Origin of the sequence: Acetobacter sp. AN02, assembly GCF_029759835.1 — a bacterium.
Classification (GTDB): Bacteria; Pseudomonadota; Alphaproteobacteria; order Acetobacterales; family Acetobacteraceae; genus Acetobacter.
The window spans coordinates 1-16,449 of record NZ_JAJJND010000026.1 but is presented as its reverse complement, the minus strand read 5'-3'; the positions used below and the strand labels follow the sequence as shown (position 1 = coordinate 16,449).

Here is a 16,449-nt window from a genome sequence, read left to right as displayed (position 1 = left end):
CGCTTCTGACCGGCATGCGGAGCTGATATTATGGCAATGGAAGCCTCAGAGATCGAAGCCTATATCCGCAAGGCATTTCCCGATGCGGCAGTGACGATCGAGGATCTGGCAGGTGACGGAGATCACTATGCCTGCACGGTTGTAAGTGAGGCCTTCCGGGGTCTCCCGCGCGTGAAGCAGCATAAGCTTGTTTATGACGCCCTGCAGGGCCATATGGGGGGTACGCTGCACGCGCTTGCTCTCCAGACACGGGTTCCGTGATCCGCGGAACGGTGGCGAGAACTGCAGGAATGACAATTTGAAGGAATATGCACGTGTCTGACCAGGTCGCTCAGCAGATCAGATCCCTGATTGATGCAAATCCTGTCACTCTTTTCATGAAAGGCACGGCGGATTTTCCGCAGTGCGGATTTTCTGCCCGTGTCGTGCAGATCCTGAATCACTTCGGGGTGGCGTTTAAGGACATCAACGTACTGGCGGATCCGGCTCTGAGGGAAGGGATCAAGACCTATTCCGAATGGCCGACGATCCCGCAGCTTTACGTTAAGGGCGAATTTATCGGTGGCTGCGATATTGTAACCGAGATGGCGCGCGATGGTGAGCTTCAGAGTTTTCTGAGCGAAAAAGGGGTGGAAACGTCCGTTTCCGGGTGATTCCCGGGTTGTTCTTTGGGTAACAGGCGGTTACGGTCATCTGGAATTTCAGAATGAGAGACGTGATGATCGCAACCCTGGCCCGTAGAATCTCCTTTGCCTTCATGACAGGCGGACTTTTCGGGGCTGTTGCTGCTCCGGCTCATGCGGAACGCGTCATTTCTGATTATGAGGCCGGAAAGCTGACACTGGAGTCTCTGACTGCGGCACCGGCTGTGCATTACGTTCATCGCGTTTCTGCACATCGGGCCGTTTCTCATGCTGCACGTGGCTCACGGTCCCAGCAGCGTTCGCTTGTGCATCTTGCTTCCTATCATCCGAAGGCAACCGTGCACGCTGCCGCGGCAACGCGCCGTCGTCATCACACCTAATATTTACCTTCTTTAAGTAATTCAGGCAGGCGCAGATGATCTCAGGTCATCTGCGTTTTTTTATGCTGGCCAGCGTAGATATCTGTTCTCAGGTAAGCCTGAATCCGTCCCTGATATGCTCTATACGGCTATCTGCAGAGAGCAGGATGACGTCGAAACGGATCGAGTCATAAATCCATTCAGGATTGCGGGAGATAAGGATTTCCGCAGATGCTGCCAGCCTCTTCTGCTGTCGGAGCGACAGGCTGAATGCAGCGTCCTCAAGGGTCTTTCTTCTCTTGACCTCAACGAAGATGAGAACGCCACCCTGTAATGCAACAAGGTCGGTCTCACCGGCAGGTGTTTTTGCCCGGTGCAGAAGAATCGTCCAGCCGGATTCCGAAAGAAACTGAGCAGCCTGATCTTCTGCGGAAAGTCCGGATTCCCAGGCTTTCCGCCCTCTGCTGCTTCTGATTTCCCTTTCGTTCAGGGAACCAGCACCGTTGCGGTTGCGGAGCAGGCAATACCTTCCTCCCGACCCGTAAAGCCCAGCTTCTCCGAAGTGGTGGCCTTGACGGAAATACGGTTGATATCGACCTGCAGGAGTGAGGCAAGACGCTCACGCATGGCCTGTGCATGCGGACCGATTTTCGGGCGCTCGCAGATCAGGGTCACGTCCGCATTGACCAGCATACCGCCTTTTTTACGGATCAGTTCACCCGCATGGACGAGGAAGCGGGAACTGTCTGCATCCTTCCATTTATTTTCGCTTGGCGGGAAGTGGCGGCCGATATCGCCTTCTGCCAGAGCGCCGTAGATGGCATCGCACAGAGCATGAATCCCGACATCTGCGTCGGAATGCCCGGCCAGGCCCCGGTCATAGGGGATCGGGATGCCGCACATGATCAGCGGACGGTTCTCCGCAAATGCATGGACGTCATATCCGAAGCCGGTCCGGGGCAGTAATGTCGGACCAATCAGGCGTTCGAGGCGCATGAGGTCCTCCTCATAGGTCAGTTTGATATTATCTTCGGAGCCTGGCACCAGCGCGACGCTGAAGCCCGCTGACTCGAACAGGAGTGCGTCATCCGTTGCCTCTGCGGATGAGGCGTTCCGGTGCAGATCGCGCAGGAGAGGGAAACGGAATCCCTGTGGTGTCTGGGCACGATACAGCCCTTCCCGGGATACGGTACCGCTGATCACACCATTCTCACCGCGTTTGAGCGTGTCGGCCACGCGAACAGCCGGAATAGCCCCCGAATGCTCTGCGAGTGCTGCAATCACGCTTTCGGTAAGACGAGCCGGAACGCAGGGTCTTGCGCCATCATGCACAAGTACGAGATCCGGACGCTCGGCTTCCGGGAGACGATCCAGAGCTTCCAGACCTGCACGAACGCTGTCCTGACGCATTTCACCACCCGGGACAGGGGGTAATACGGACAGTCCGGACAGGGCCTCGCTCAGTGATTCGGGATGACCGACCGGCTGAAGGATCGAGATATGAGGCAGCAACGCTTCCGCTGCGTGGCGGATGACGGGCTTCCCTCCGATCTGAAGGAACTGCTTGGGCGTGCTGGTTCCGCTTTCGCGGGCGTAGCGGCTGCCGGTTCCGGCGGCCAGAAGGATGGCGGCAACTTTCATGATCGCATGACATGCGGCGAGCAGCGGATTCCGTCAAGAGTCCCGCGGCTTGTCCGATAGTCACTTACGATCGTTTTTATCAGGCTTATCTGCTAATCCGGGCGGATCAGATCATCCGGCAGGGAAATATGTGATGAAGGCGGCACCGGGGCTTTGGTATGAGAAAATCAGCACTTGGGTAGTCTGTTTCTATACAGGCTGTGTTTTTATCATGGGCCTTGCGCTTGCCGGTCAGGCGACACCGATCAGCGGGATTGATGAAGAGGCGCATTTCAAGCGGGCTCTGATGATTTCAGAGGGTATATTTTTCGCGCCTCGCTTCGGTCCGAACGACTGGGGAGGCGAGCTGGATACCCGGATTCTCGGCTATACCGACTGGTTCCACGAGAGGATGTTCCATACCTCGGCGCTTGCGGCGGGGCGCGAGGAGGCAGGGGTGCTGGCCCTTAAGCTCAGTCAGGAGCCACGTCGCTTCAGGAGGGAAAGCTTTCCTTCCACTGCATCCTATGCGCCCGTGCCTTATCTCCCGGCAGCAGCCGGATTGCTGATAAGCAGGATTTCCGGAGCCTCCGTTGATGTACAGTTTATGGCTGGGCGCGTTTTAAATATAATTTTTTATTCAATATCAATGTTCTTTGTATATTACCTTATGCCGAGATTTAAGTTGCTCGCGCTTGCCGTTCTGACAACACCGACTGCGGTTCACCTGTCTGCATCTTACAGTGCAGATCCGGTCTCAAATATTCTGGCAGCCTTATTCGTGGCTTACTGGTTGAGGCTGTTTCTGAATGAGGCCGGGCAGCCCCTCAGGGTGGGTCAAATGGCTGCTCTGTCGGCTCTTGCGTTCTTACTTTGCATGACAAAAATTCCTTTTATAATACTGATTTTACAAATTATTTTTATTCCTTTGCACTCGGGAAAAAGCAGATGGAATGATCTGGCCGTCAAAGCTGTGATGACCGGTATCCCTGTTGCCGGCGGGCTGGCGTGGAATGCCGCATATCCGTTTGTTCCGGGTCGTTACTGGGGCAGCGGGGCTGATCCTCATGCAACGCTGCAGCTTTTATTTCACCATCCGCTGATACAGACAAAAGTGCTGATGGCGGATATTCGTGATCATCTCTGGAGCTGGTGGGTGGATGGTTTCAGTCGCTTCTGTACAGGTCCTCTGCCGTATTATTTTGTTGTCGACGGCGCTGTGCCGGTCATCGGATTTGCGGCCCTTGCCGGGATATGCCTCACGGAAGGAGGTGCCTTGCCACGGCGCTGGCCGGGAGTTCTTCTGATCTGTTCAGGGCTGGCTTTTGCGCTTTTGAACCTGATTGCATTCAAGGTCGGTTTTGCACCGCCCGGCGCGGCTTACATCACCGGGTTGCAGGGGCGTTATTTTATTCCGGCCTGGTTGTGCGTGTCAGCCGGGATCGGTCTGCTCGTTCCGGGAAGGCTCTGGCTCCGGAGTGCGGCCGTTCTGTGCTTTGCAGTTTATGCGGGGGTGGTTATCCGCGTTTTTGCCCATATGATGCCGCTTTACACTCCCTGGTGGCACTGATTTTCAGAAACTGCTGCATCCGTATCCGGCAAGCAGTCCGACTGATTGCTGGGAAAAGCGGGTTTTATAGCTTTCGCGTATCACACTGATTTTCCGGGCGGTTTCCGGTGTGTCCCGGGTTACGATCCAGACGAGATGGGAGGGTTCGGAAGTGATTTTTCCGTCTCTACGGCCCCGCCATTGTCCCTGACCCGGCAGAACGGTCAGACCGTCAGGGAAGAGCGGAGTTATGCTGCGGCTGAGGAAATCCTGCCATCCCGAAGTCGTGATGGGAGTTCCGTCCGGGCGTGTCTGACCGAACATCAGAGTCACCTGCAGAGAGGGATCAGCAGAACGGCATACGGATGATGCCGGCGGGCCGCTGCAGGCCGGGATCAGCAGAAACAGCGGCAGAATGATAAGAAATCTGAGCATCAGTCCGGTTCGGGGACCAGGCCATTATCAAGCCCTCTGCGCAGTTCCTGCCCGGTCGTGCTGTCGGGATCGATCAGGCGTTCTCTGAGGAACAGGTCAGTCAGAACCAGGTTGACGTTGAATTTGAAGTCATTCGTATCGCGGACGCGCTCAAACACCTCATGAATGCTCATAAGAGAGAAATGATCGACCTCACCATCGGCCGGAGCGGGGTGAAATGTTTCCGGCAGTTCGAGGTCATAGCAGTGCAGAATATCGCGGCGCAGCCCTTCCGGGCGGGCAATCGTATAGACCAGCCGCGCGGTATGACTGGCACGTGCGACGATATCTGCCGGCATGCTGGCTTCCTCGGCCGCTTCCTTGCGCAGGGCCTCATCCGGCGACAGACCTGCAGAAACGCCCCCGGCCACGAGGTGGTCCAGTTTGCCCGGGTCAAGCCGCTTGGTGGCTGCCCGATGACCTACCCACAGGAAGAGACCGTCCTTGCGGCGGACCAGCCCGTTCATATGCACGCCGCGCGCCCGGAAGCCGAAAAGCGGCAGGGCACCGCGATCGATACGTGCTTCAGCCCGATCAGAATCCGGGTCGGGTGCCACGTCAAAAAGTTCGTTATGCGGTTTATAAAGCCCCTGATTGGCAAGTGTATTGCCTAGAGCCTCGAGTTGCCCCGGATCATCCAGTGCGAATCCCGCCTCGGTCTGGCGAATGGAGTCGCTCTGCGCCAGGGTAGGCGCGAGAACCGGATCAATCCAGCCTGCCTTCTTTCCGGCGAGTCGGAATAATGTCCGGTTTCCGGGCAGGGTGGCTTGGTTGCACTCATGAAGGTGGCGGAGAAACGGGTCCGGAGAAGGCAAGGGGAGAACTCCAGGAAGCGAAGACAGGTCTAACCTGACGCATCGGCCGCATGACGGAAAGGGCAGAAGGGATCATACCCCGGTGAGGCCTGATTGCCGGGCTGCGGGGGTTGAAAAATATTGGCAGGCCACTCACATCGTGTCCTTATGAGTCCTCCCGACAGCGCGAACAGCGCAGCCCTGAGCAAACCCGTATCCCTCACGATTTCCAGGCTTCTGCCGTATCTCTGGCCGGATAATGCACCCTGGATGCGAGCGCGGCTGGTCCTTGCGCTGCTGATGATCGTCGTGGGTAAGCTGGTCGCCATCTTCGTACCGTTTCTCTACAGCCGCATCGTGGACCGGCTTGGTCATGCAGGATATGCGGCGGGTGTGGCTACGGTTCCCGTTGCTCTCATCCTCGGATACGGGCTGGTCAGGATCAGTGCGGCGGCGTTCAATGAATGGCGTGACTCGGTTTTTGCCCCGGTGCGGTATCGCGTCGCACGTGTGGCTGCCATGCGCAGTTTCCGGCACATGCACGGGCTGTCCCTGCGCTTTCATCTTGATCGCAGGACAGGAGGGGTAACGCGGGCTATCGAGCGAGGCACCGAGGCGATCGAGACGCTGCTTCGCATGGCGCTGGTCATCTTTCCGACGCTTCTGGAAGCGCTGATCGTTACGATTGTGATATGGTGGCTGTTCGACCTGCGCTACGCAGCCATCATTCTTGTGGCTGTCGGAATTTATATCGTGTTCACGCTGAAATTCACGTCATGGCGCATTGGTATTCGCCGCCGGATGAATGAGAGCAACAGTGAGGCGACAGGGAAGGCGCTGGACAGTCTGCTTAATTACGAGACTGTAAAATATTTTGGTAATGAAGAGCACGAGGCTGGCAGGTATGATGAGGCACAGGCCCGGTATGAACGGGCGGCTGTAAGGACACAGTATTCGCTCAGTGCACTGAATTTTGGTCAGGCTGCGATAATTGCCTTGGCCGTGACTGTCATCATGCTTCTGGCTGGTCATGATGTTTCTGTCGGAAAGCTGACAATCGGCAAGTTCGTCCTGATCAACACATATCTTATGCAGCTTTATATGCCGCTCAACTTCTTGGGATCGGTCTACAGTTCAATCCGCACGGCGCTTGTGGATCTGGAGCACATGTTCGGTCTTCTGGAGGAAAACCAGGAAATTCGCGATCCGGAGTCACCCGTACCGATGAAGGCGACCCTGGCTGAGGCGAAGGCTGCGGAGATACGGTTTGAGGATGTCCACTTCGGCTACACGAAGGCGCGCGAAATTCTCCGCGGCGTCAGCTTTGACGTGCCTGCAGGGGGCATGCTGGCGATCGTCGGGCCGACCGGGGCAGGGAAGTCCACTATCAGCCGTCTCCTTTTCCGCTACTACGATGTCTGGTCCGGGCGGGTTCTTGTGGACGGGACGGATGTCAGGGATCTGCAGCAGTCTGACCTGCGGGCTGCGATAGGCGTCGTGCCACAGGATACTGTACTCTTTAATGAGACGATCGGCTATAACATTGCCTATGGCCGCCTCGGATCAACGCAGGAAAAGGTTGAGAACGCGGCAAGGCTGGCGCAGATTCATGATTTCATAATGTCTTTGCCCGATGGTTATCAGACACGCGTCGGTGAACGCGGGCTGAAGCTGTCCGGAGGGGAGAAGCAGCGGGTTGCGATTGCCCGCACGATTCTGAAGGATCCCCGGATTCTCCTTCTGGATGAGGCCACAAGCGCGCTTGATACGCATACGGAGAGAGAAATCCAGCAGGCGTTACGCGCGGTTTCCGCGGAGCGTACGACGCTTGTGATCGCACATCGCCTTTCTACGGTTGTTGATGCGGATCAGATTCTGGTACTGGCAGGCGGACAGGTGCAGGAGCGGGGTAATCATGCTGAGCTTATTGCGCTTGGCGGTCTGTATGCCAATATGTGGGCATCACAGGATGCCGGAACCGAACAGGAAGCAGCTGCGGTCTGAGACCGGAGCCGGATGGAGGCGGTCCGCCGTCTCCGGTATTTAGAAGCAGAGGAAGCAGGTCATGTCTCAGGCACAGGGTAACCAGCAGCAGATTCCGGAAGAGCTCGCTCAGTGCGGTATTGCCGTCGAGAAGCTGGCTGAAGAGCTGTATAAAGAGAATCATAACCCGATCTCGATCGCATCAGCCCTGCTGGGCGGCGCGCTTGGCCTTCTGGCCCGCACGCTGGACGCTGATACGATCCTCAAGATTCTGGACAGCGCCGCTGCCAGCGTGCGTTCGGGTGATCTTCACCGCTCCGTTCAGGTGGCGCAGCAGACGCCGGGCGCCTGAACCGTCGTATAATGCGGCATGAGAGTGCAGTCTCTACTTGACGCCGGGCGCAGGCTCCTCCATAAGCCGCGCCAGATCGAGATCGAATTTGCCGGGCTCTGCCTCGGCCTGAATGTCTGAACCGAGGATAACATGTCACGTCGCTGCCATATTACCGGCAAGGGCGTTATGACCGGCAATAATGTCAGTCACGCCAATAACAAAAGCCGTCGCCGTTTTCTGCCGAACCTGCAGGATGTTTCGCTCCTGTCCGACGTTCTGGGTGCATCCGTGTCCATGCGCGTCACAACCCGCGGGCTGCGTACCATTGAGCACAACGGCGGCCTTGATGCGTTTCTGCTGACCACGCCTAACCGGAATCTGCCGGAGGAGGCTCAGGTTGTGAAGCGTCGCATCCTGCGTGCTCAGGCAAAAAAGGCTGCTACAGCCAGCGCCTGATTTCAGGTTTTTCCGGCTGCTTCTGAACCTCCGGGTTCTGCAGCCGGTTCTGTCATTCATCGGGCGCGAGGGAATGATCCTGTCGCGCCCGGTCTGTTTTCCGGAGACTCCCCGTGTCTGCCACATCCGAACTTTCAAAGATCCGTAATATCGGGATCACGGCGCATATCGACGCCGGCAAGACCACCACGACTGAGCGAATCCTGTATTATACCGGTGTGTCTCATAAGATCGGTGAGGTGCACGAGGGTAATACTACCACTGACTATATGGCGCAGGAGCGTGAGCGTGGTATCACGATCACGTCCGCTGCCGTGACGTGTGAGTGGAAAGATCACCGCATCAACATCATCGATACGCCTGGCCACATTGACTTCAATATCGAAGTCAACCGTTCGCTCCGCGTGCTTGATGGCGCGATCTTCATTATTGAAGGTGTGGCCGGTGTGCAGCCGCAGTCCGAGACCAACTGGCGTCTTGCTGACCGCTACAACGTGCCGCGTATCATCTTCATCAATAAGCTGGATCGCACGGGTGCCGATTTCTATCGGGCTTTCGATACACTGAAAGAGAAGCTGGATATCGTCGCTGTCCCGCTGCAGCTTCCGATCGGTGCTGAGGAAAACTTCCTCGGTGTTGTCGATCTGGTTGAGATGAAGGCAATCGTCTGGGAGGGCGGTGAGCTTGGTGCGAAATTCCATGATGAGGAAATTCCCGCCGATCTGAAGGAAAAGGCTGCGGAAGCACGTCAGGTTCTTCTCGATACGGCTCTGGCTGTCGATAACGACGCCATGGAAGAGTATTTCGAGAAGGGCGACGTCTCTGTTGAGACTCTGAAGAAGTGCATCAAGAAGGGTGCGATCTCCGGCGACTTCCGTCCAGTTCTTTGCGGCACGGCCTTCAAGAACAAGGGCGTTCAGCCGCTGCTTGATGCCGTCATTGATTATCTGCCGGCTCCGGACGACGTTGAGGGTATCCGCTGCGCCCCGCCGGAAGGTGAAGAAGAGGCTGATGATAAGGATCTGCCGATCATCCCGGTTGATCCGAATGGTAAGTTCGCTGGTCTGGCCTTCAAGATCATCAATGATAAATATGGTACGCTGACCTTTGTCCGTGTCTATCGCGGTGTTCTGAAGACGGGTGATACCGTTCTGAACACGACGAAAGGGCATAAGGAGCGTATTGGCCGTATCTATCAGATGCATGCTGATAAGCGTGAAGAGCTTCAGGAAGTCCATGCGGGTGATATCGCTGCCTTCGTCGGTCTGAAGGATTCCCAGACTGGTGACACGCTTGCTGATGCCTCTGATCCGGTTGTTCTTGAGCGCATGAGCTTCCCGGTTCCGGTTATCGACATTTCTGTCGAGCCGAAAACCAAGGACGGCGTCGAGAAAATGACGCTTGCGCTGCAGAAGCTGGCGGGAGAGGATCCCTCTCTGCGTCTGAAAACCGATCAGGAAACGGGTCAGACGATCCTGTCCGGTATGGGTGAACTTCATCTGGACATCATCATTGACCGTCTGCGCCGTGAATATGGCGTTGAGGCCAATGTCGGTGCTCCGCAGGTGGCGTATCGTGAGACGATCACGAAGGCGCATACCGAGACATATACCCACAAAAAGCAGTCCGGTGGTTCCGGTCAGTTCGCTGAGGTGAAAATCGAGTTTGCTCCGCTGGAGCGGAACGAAGGTATTCACTTTGAAAACAGTGTGGTCGGCGGTGCCGTGCCGAAGGAATATATTCCTGCTGTTGAAAAGGGTATTCGCGTTCAGTCCAGCACGGGCGTGCTCGCAGGCTTCCCGACTGTGGACTTCAAGTTCAGGCTGCTCGACGGTAAGTACCATGACGTTGACTCGTCTGCTCTGGCGTTCGAGATCGCGGCAAAGGCCTGTTTCCGTGAAGGTATGAAGAGTGCCGGTCCGGTCATTCTTGAGCCGATCATGGATGTGGAGATCACGACCCCGAATGATCACGTTGGTGACGTCGTGGGTGACCTGAACCGTCGCCGTGGAATGATCCAGAGTCAGGAGACGGCCGGTTCCACCGTTATGGTTCGCGCTCAGGTGCCTCTGAAAGAGATGTTCGGCTACATTTCTCACCTGCGTTCCATGACGAAGGGACGTGCTTCCTTCACCATGCAGTTCCATCACTACGATCCGGTTCCGCGTAACGTGGCTGAGGAAATCATGGCTAAATCAGCCTGATTTGGATCATTTTTTCTGGAAAAGCCGACCTGCGAAGGTCGGCTTTTTTATTGAGAGCTGACTGGTTTTTTGAAATTAATCGTATGAACTGGCAGTAAGTTCAGCTGTATAAAAGCCTGGAGGCTTGGCTTGGTATATGTAACTTGAGATCCTCAATTTAAAATTGAGGGTATATGGTAAGGGCAGACAGAAGTTCTTTAAATCATGAGTCTGTTTTTTAAAATTTGAGAAATTTACGCGAAGGGTAGCTCTTAGAAGAGAAATATCGATTTAGAGTAGAATCCAATATAAATAATAAAATATTCTGAAAATCAGATTTACTGAAAATCACACATCAAAAAGATTAATCTTAGTTCCGGATTTTGGTTTCTTTATTTTACCAAGAATATCGCAGACGCGGGAAACTACAAAACTCCAGTCTCTGGGATTTTCCTGACGTATGATCCTCATATCGGGATACCACAGACTTTCTTCTGTATCTGTCTGCCAGCGCCAGCAATTATCATAACGATCCATCATGATAACAGGCCGCCCGATAGCACCGGCGAGGTGGACGATGGACGTATCCACGGCAACCAGGAGGTCCAGCTTCATCAGGAGGGCTGCCGTATCTTCCATTGTCTGAAGATGTTCTGTCGGGTCGGAGATATGAAAAGTGGCCGGAGCTTCTGCCAACTGCTTATAGTAAGGGCCTTTCTGAAGGCAGACCAGGTTTATGTTCCTGACATCTTTGAGCTTATAAAGATGGCTCAAAGGCATGGAACGTCGGCGATCCGTCATGAAGGCTCCCGTCTGCTCAGGACGCGGAGCGCCTCCCCAGACGAGACCAACGGATAGCTTTCGGCCATCAGGCGTAAAGGCTGACATTTCCCGTATTTTAGACTTGGAAACCTGCAGATAAGGAACCTTCTGGCCCCATCTTTCCGATGTGGCTGAAAATACGCGGGCCAGACTTATGAACGGGCAGTGCCAGTCATATTCAGGCAGGCTGCCACCAACCTGCACTTTGTAGACCCCGGGAATATTCCGGCAGAGCGCCTCAAGCTCCGGCGGTACCCAAAGATGCACCAGCGCGCCACGTGCAACTAGGCATGAGACATAGCGGAGATACATGAGTGTATCCCCGAGCCCTTCTTCCTGCGTGATAAGAATAACCACCCCGTCGAGCCGGTCATGTTCATTCAGACCGGGGAGCATTCTTTCAGGCGGGAGATTAGTGTGCTGCGGCAGTCTGAGCCGCCATTCATGCTCCTGCCATCCCTGTGCCCACATACCGTTCTTGAGAAGCGCGATGGAGTGGTTCAGTCTGATCTGGGCATCATCCGGGCACATCGAAATGGCCTTGTGGTGCGCCTTCATGGACTGATCAGGCAGTCCTGCCGCTGAGAGGATACATCCGAGATTTGAGTATCCGTTGGCGGTATGAGGATTGATATCAAGAGCCTCACGAAAATGGATCAGACAGCGGTCGAAATCTCCGGACTCAAATTCTGCGATCGCAAGCAGGTTGAGTGTCTCGACACTGTGTGGATTCTGGTCGAGGGCTGTTCTGAGGATGCGAATACTTTCCTCAAACTCACCGGCCTGATTAAGGCACTCACCGAGTGCATTATAGATGACGATGTCACGGGGATGACGCCGGAGAAGCTCCTGGAAAAGAAGTTTTGCGTTCTGCCTTCCGTTCTGTTCAGAGAAAAAGCGTAGAACATCAAAACAGAGCCTGCCGCGCCCCATGTGTTCGGTATTCTCAACCAGATCAGCAGCCTGCGTATATTCTCCGGCTCCAGCACAGGCGACAATCATAAGAGCCTGAACGCAGGATGTCATATCGGCGGGGGAAAAGCGCCGGAGCTGTTCCAGCGCTGTGGTGAACCGTCCGGCCCTGAGTTCTTCATAAAGACGACGGATAAGGAGGTCGTCCGGGCGGAGCGGTTCACTCACGACAGTTCTGAGCCTTCAGCAAGCGGACTTAGGCGGCCTTCATACGGGCCGTAAGTTCCTGCAGCACTTCAGCAGGATCTTTTTTCTCAAGAATGGCGACCTCAGCCACGAAGCGCTCCTGTGCGGCCTCGAACAGCTTTCTTTCACTGAAGCTGCCGTCCAGGCTGTCCACATTGCGTCTCAGATCACGCAGAACCTCTGCGATCTGCACGAGATCACCCGAGTTGATTTTTTCCTGATAGGCAACAGCCCGGCGCGCCCACATGCCCTTGCTGACGTGAGGCTTGCCCTTGATCACGGTCATGGCTTTATCGACGATCTCGCGGGAGACGATCTTGCGTAGCCCGGCCTTACGGGCCTTTGCCAGAGGAATCCGGAGAGTCATCTGATTGTCGGGGAAAGAAATCTGGATCACTTCCAGTTTCGTTCCCGCAATTTCATCAACACCGATCCGGTCAACGCGACCGACACCATGTGCTGCGTATACGATCGCATCGCCTTCGCGAAACGGATCTTCGTCCTCGATTTTCGCTTTTTTCGCCTGCGCGGCGGTTGCCGCTGCCGCAGAGCGGGCCATTGCGTCTGTAACGCCGCCTTTGGGTGTGGTTCTGAAAGTGCTCATATGCTGGTTTATAACATAAAATATTATGACTGTCTTGTGTCAGCAGGTGAGCGCAGGCAGGAAAAAGAATCTGCTCCGAACCGGTCGTGCTTCTGAAAATCAGAGGAAAATACGGATTAGAGAGCGGATTACCGGAAGCGGTTCAGTGGGCCGGTCCGGCCTTACCGCCGCCTTTCATTGCACTGAGCAGGAAGCACAGGGGTACGGCCATGGCTGCTGCCATTGAGAGAATGACAAACACCTGATTGTAGGCCAGCGTCGTCACCTGACGGCTGAAATCAGTATAGAGCGCGTTCATGGCGAAGCTGTCTACCGCGTGCACTGAAATACCGTGATCCGTGGCCACCTGCCGGGCCTGGGCAAGATAATCGTTATAGGGCTGGCTGTAGGGCACCATGTTGTGGACCATGCCGTTCTGCCGCGCCTGCCTCGTTTCGGTGATCAGTGCGATCACGCCGGAAATCGACAGAGAGCCCATAACGTTACGGGACATGCTGAACATGGCGGAGCCGTCGGAGCGTAGACGGGCCGGGAGTGTGGAATAGGCGATTGTGGAAAGCGGCACGAACAGGAACGCGAGGCACGCTGTCTGGCTGAGCCGATAGAACACCATATGCCAGAAATCGAGCTGCGGTACGAGATGCGCGGACCAGAACAGGGCGATGGATAATGAGCCGAACCCGAAGGCAATCAGGGACCGGACCGACATCAGGTTCATTAATCGTCCGACCAGGGGAATGAGCACGATCACGGCCACTCCCCCGGGGGAAAGCACCAGTCCGGCCAGAGTTGCGGTGTAGCCCATGACCTGCTGCGCATACTGCGGAACGACGATGGAGGAGGAGTAGAGCAGGGCGCCCATCATCCCGACCAGAAATGTGCCGACTGCAAAATTTCTGTCCCGGAAGACCGCAAGATCGACGGCCGGATGCCGGTTCCGCGGGCTGAGCAGCCACAGGACGGCCGAAGTCAGTCCGGATACGGCCAGGATCGCCATCACGCAGATGAAACCGGAACCGAACCAGTCATCATCCTCTCCGCGATCCACCATCACTTCAAGGCAGCCGAACCCCAGCGTGATCAGGCAGATACCCAGCGTGTCGACGGGAGCCGACTGTTTGCATGCCCATGGCGGATCCTCGACGAGAAACGCAACGGACAGCATGGTCAGGATGCCGAACGGAACATTGATGAAAAAAATCCACCGCCAGGAGAAGCTGTCGGTAATCCACCCGCCCAGCGTCGGCCCGAGGACCGGGCCGACAACAGTGGCAATGGCCGTAAGACCGAAAGCGGCTGCGCGCTTTTCAGGCGGGAAGGTATCCAGAATGATGGATTGCTGACACGGCTGGAGACCGCCGCCGAAAAACCCCTGCATAAGGCGGAAAATGATCAGCTGTCCAAGGCCTGTTGCGATCCCACAAAGGAACGAGGACAGGGTAAACATCGCAATGCAGATCAGGAAGTAGCGTTTCCGGCCGAACACCTTTGCGAGCCAGCCGGAAATGGTCAGGACGATGCCGTTGGCCACGAGGTAGGATGTCAGCGTCCAGGTCGCGTCATCATAGGTTGAGGAAAGACTGCCGGCGATATGGGGCAGGGACACGTTCACGATGGTCGTGTCCAGGATTTCCATAAAGGCCGCCAGCGTTACGGCCAGGGCGACCAGCCACGGATTATGTGCCGGTTTCCATGAGGACCGCGCCTGCTCGTCGGAAGCTGCGGCGTCACTCATGGAGCGCTGTCATTCCCGTGGTGTGAGGGTGTCGTATCAGTATGCACTGTCGGTACGACGGACAGCCCGAGCGCCAGCGGGACGTCCGGATCAAGGCCGCTGTCGATCAGGATTTTTACGGGAACGCGCTGGACGATCTTTACAAAATTTCCGGTGGCGTTTTCCGGGGGGAAGGCACTGAACGCCGCACCTGATCCTTTCTGAAGCGAATCCACGTGCCCCTTAAGGCTGTGGGACGGATAGGCATCCACCGAGATGTCAGCCTGCTGTCCGGGCCGGATCCGGGTGATCTGTGTTTCCTTGAAATTTGCCACGACCCAGACCTCAGGCGATGTGATCGCCATCAGCTTCTGACCGGTCGAGACGTAATTCCCTTTTTCTATATTTCTCTGCGATATCCAGCCATCGACCGGAGCACGAATAACGGTCCATTCCAGGTTGAGCTCGGCGCGGACAAGCTGTGCGCGGGCGCTGGCGAGGTCAGCTTCCTGCTGAGAGGTCTGGGCAACAGTGCTGCCGATATTTTCCTCAACCGGCTCGGAAGCTGTAACCTGGGCCTGAGCCGTGAGCACGCGGGCGACGGCCATATCCAGCGCGGCCTTGGAGTAGTCTATATCCTGCTCGGACGTTGCCGCTCTCATGATGGAATGCTGGCGTCTGTAATCCGTGCGGGCCTTGAATTCATCCGCTCTGGCCTGGCCGAGCTGTCCTCTGGCCTCATCCAGCTGGGCGGGGAATCTCTTGCGGGCGATGGCCTGCTGTAATCTGTATGTATCGACGGCAGCCTCGGCACGTCGGACGGAGGCCGCCGCCTGATCACGTGCGGCAATCCAGTCCCTCTGATCGATGCGGATCAGTTCCTGTCCGGCATGGACGAACTGATTGTCGTTGACCAGCAGATCGGTTGCATACCCGCTGACGTGCGGGACAATGGCGATAATTCTGCCCTGGGTATAGGCGTCGTCCGTGTCCTCATCGAAGCGGTGCAGGAACCAGTAGAGAGTCGCGCCGGCAATCAGGAGCAGGGTGATCAGTACAAGTATGATGCGTCTGCGTGACTTCGTGCGAGCGGACGTTTTTTTCTGCTCGTCCGTTGCGGGTTCAGACGTGCTTCCGGATTCCTGCTGACTGACCATACATACTCCGCAGTGACATTGCTTCCGGTCGCAGACCGGCACCCGATGGCAAGGCAGGAGCAGGAGAGGCGGAGCAGAGCGAGAGATAAAACTCTGTTAAAGCCGTTATGGCAACCGTCTGAATTTTCCGGGCGCGAAAGTCTTGACCCGACGTAAGGAATGGGTATTTAGAGCAGCACTGACCATACGGGCAGATCACCGGGATAATCGGGGCATATATCCGTATTTCAGGCCGGGTTAGCACAGTGGTAGTGCAGCGGTTTTGTAAACCGAAGGTCGGGGGTTCAAATCCCTCACCCGGCACCACGGATTTCCCCCAATCTAAATTGGCTTTTGTTGCGCAATAGGTGGAAGGGCTTCCCTGTTTGGATCCGGTCTGTTAGCTGGTTTTTCATGAGCAGGCCGAAGCAGATGCGCTCCCGAACGTCGAACTGGTCCTCTTACAACGCCGCACTGAAGAAGCGTGGATCTCTGGCGGTATGATTTGATCCGTCCATGAGGTGGGCGGGCCTTCCGACGGGGTGCTGCGGTCGTCAGCCGGGTTACAGAGATGCCGCGATCCAGACCTGTCTGACACTGAAGGTTCTGTTCGGTTTTG

The 16,449-nt window shown here is 56.0% G+C and carries 16 protein-coding genes, 1 tRNA gene and 1 pseudogene; 10 read left to right on the top strand and 8 right to left on the bottom strand.

Going from position 1 to position 16,449, the window contains the following annotated elements; translation table 11 throughout:
* The first annotated feature begins 30 nt into the window (after positions 1-30).
* From LOC54_RS04960 to LOC54_RS04950, 3 genes are read left to right on the top strand one after another with little or no spacing between them, the layout of a single operon-like run.
* A complete protein-coding gene (locus LOC54_RS04960; RefSeq protein ID WP_279312730.1) occupies positions 31-261 on the top strand; it encodes a BolA family transcriptional regulator in 231 nt (76 codons plus the stop codon).
* 53 nt (positions 262-314) lie between these two features.
* Positions 315-653, top strand: coding sequence for a Grx4 family monothiol glutaredoxin (gene grxD / locus LOC54_RS04955; RefSeq protein ID WP_279312729.1), 339 nt, complete (start codon positions 315-317; stop codon positions 651-653).
* 53 nt (positions 654-706) lie between these two features.
* Positions 707-1,024: a hypothetical protein gene (locus LOC54_RS04950; protein WP_279312728.1), complete on the top strand. Its 318-nt coding sequence runs from the start codon at positions 707-709 to the stop codon at positions 1,022-1,024.
* Positions 1,025-1,112: 88 nt separating this feature from the next.
* Here the strand turns inward: LOC54_RS04950 and LOC54_RS04945 are convergent, their stop codons facing one another.
* Both LOC54_RS04945 and LOC54_RS04940 read right to left on the bottom strand, forming a co-directional pair.
* Positions 1,113-1,478, bottom strand: a complete 366-nt coding sequence (locus LOC54_RS04945; RefSeq protein ID WP_279312743.1) for a YraN family protein — start codon at positions 1,476-1,478, stop codon at positions 1,113-1,115.
* Between the two features lie 11 nt (positions 1,479-1,489).
* Positions 1,490-2,644 (bottom strand): bifunctional 2-C-methyl-D-erythritol 4-phosphate cytidylyltransferase/2-C-methyl-D-erythritol 2,4-cyclodiphosphate synthase, encoded by a 1,155-nt coding sequence (locus LOC54_RS04940; RefSeq protein WP_279312727.1) that lies wholly within the window; start codon positions 2,642-2,644, stop codon positions 1,490-1,492.
* Positions 2,645-2,693: 49 nt separating this feature from the next.
* Here LOC54_RS04940 and LOC54_RS04935 point away from each other — a divergent pair, with 49 nt between their 5' ends.
* Entirely contained in the window at positions 2,694-4,193 is a 1,500-nt protein-coding gene (locus LOC54_RS04935) for a DUF2142 domain-containing protein (RefSeq protein ID WP_279312726.1), read from the top strand.
* Between the two features lie 3 nt (positions 4,194-4,196).
* Here LOC54_RS04935 and LOC54_RS04930 read toward each other — a convergent pair whose 3' ends face one another.
* Both LOC54_RS04930 and LOC54_RS04925 read right to left on the bottom strand, forming a co-directional pair.
* A complete protein-coding gene (locus tag LOC54_RS04930) occupies positions 4,197-4,607 on the bottom strand; it encodes a DUF3574 domain-containing protein (RefSeq protein WP_279312725.1) in 411 nt (136 codons plus the stop codon).
* Positions 4,607-5,461, bottom strand: a complete 855-nt coding sequence (locus LOC54_RS04925) for an NUDIX domain-containing protein (RefSeq protein ID WP_279312724.1) — start codon at positions 5,459-5,461, stop codon at positions 4,607-4,609. Before LOC54_RS04925 ends, LOC54_RS04930 begins: the two co-directional genes overlap by 1 nt.
* A gap of 147 nt (positions 5,462-5,608) precedes the next feature.
* Here LOC54_RS04925 and LOC54_RS04920 point away from each other — a divergent pair, with 147 nt between their 5' ends.
* The 4 genes from LOC54_RS04920 to fusA all read left to right on the top strand — a co-directional run bounded on the left by LOC54_RS04920 (position 5,609) and on the right by fusA (position 10,417).
* Positions 5,609-7,444, top strand: a complete 1,836-nt coding sequence (locus tag LOC54_RS04920; protein WP_279312723.1) for an ABC transporter ATP-binding protein/permease — start codon at positions 5,609-5,611, stop codon at positions 7,442-7,444.
* A 61-nt stretch (positions 7,445-7,505) separates the two neighbouring features.
* Positions 7,506-7,775, top strand: coding sequence for a hypothetical protein (locus LOC54_RS04915; protein WP_279312722.1), 270 nt, complete (start codon positions 7,506-7,508; stop codon positions 7,773-7,775).
* A gap of 132 nt (positions 7,776-7,907) precedes the next feature.
* The gene (rpmB, locus tag LOC54_RS04910) at positions 7,908-8,213 is read left to right on the top strand and encodes a 50S ribosomal protein L28 (protein WP_279312721.1); all 306 of its coding nucleotides are present in this window, start codon (positions 7,908-7,910) and stop codon (positions 8,211-8,213) included.
* 113 nt (positions 8,214-8,326) lie between these two features.
* Entirely contained in the window at positions 8,327-10,417 is a 2,091-nt protein-coding gene (gene fusA, locus LOC54_RS04905; RefSeq protein WP_279312720.1) for an elongation factor G, read from the top strand.
* Positions 10,418-10,744: 327 nt separating this feature from the next.
* On the opposite strand, the gene LOC54_RS04900 is transcribed toward fusA, so the two are convergent.
* From LOC54_RS04900 to LOC54_RS04885, 4 genes are all read right to left on the bottom strand, one after another.
* A complete protein-coding gene (locus LOC54_RS04900; RefSeq protein WP_279312718.1) occupies positions 10,745-12,358 on the bottom strand; it encodes a tetratricopeptide repeat-containing glycosyltransferase family protein in 1,614 nt (537 codons plus the stop codon).
* Between the two features lie 28 nt (positions 12,359-12,386).
* Positions 12,387-12,980, bottom strand: coding sequence for a CarD family transcriptional regulator (locus tag LOC54_RS04895; protein WP_279312717.1), 594 nt, complete (start codon positions 12,978-12,980; stop codon positions 12,387-12,389).
* 142 nt (positions 12,981-13,122) lie between these two features.
* Positions 13,123-14,715, bottom strand: a complete 1,593-nt coding sequence (locus LOC54_RS04890) for a DHA2 family efflux MFS transporter permease subunit (protein ID WP_279312716.1) — start codon at positions 14,713-14,715, stop codon at positions 13,123-13,125.
* A complete protein-coding gene (locus LOC54_RS04885) occupies positions 14,712-15,851 on the bottom strand; it encodes an HlyD family secretion protein (protein WP_279312715.1) in 1,140 nt (379 codons plus the stop codon). The genes LOC54_RS04890 and LOC54_RS04885 overlap by 4 nt, the downstream gene beginning before the upstream one ends.
* Before the next feature lie 231 nt (positions 15,852-16,082).
* On the opposite strand from LOC54_RS04885, the gene LOC54_RS04880 reads away from it, so the two are divergent.
* Positions 16,083-16,157, top strand: a tRNA-Thr gene (locus tag LOC54_RS04880).
* A gap of 87 nt (positions 16,158-16,244) precedes the next feature.
* A pseudogene (locus LOC54_RS04875) lies at positions 16,245-16,449 on the top strand (transposase); the annotation flags it as partial.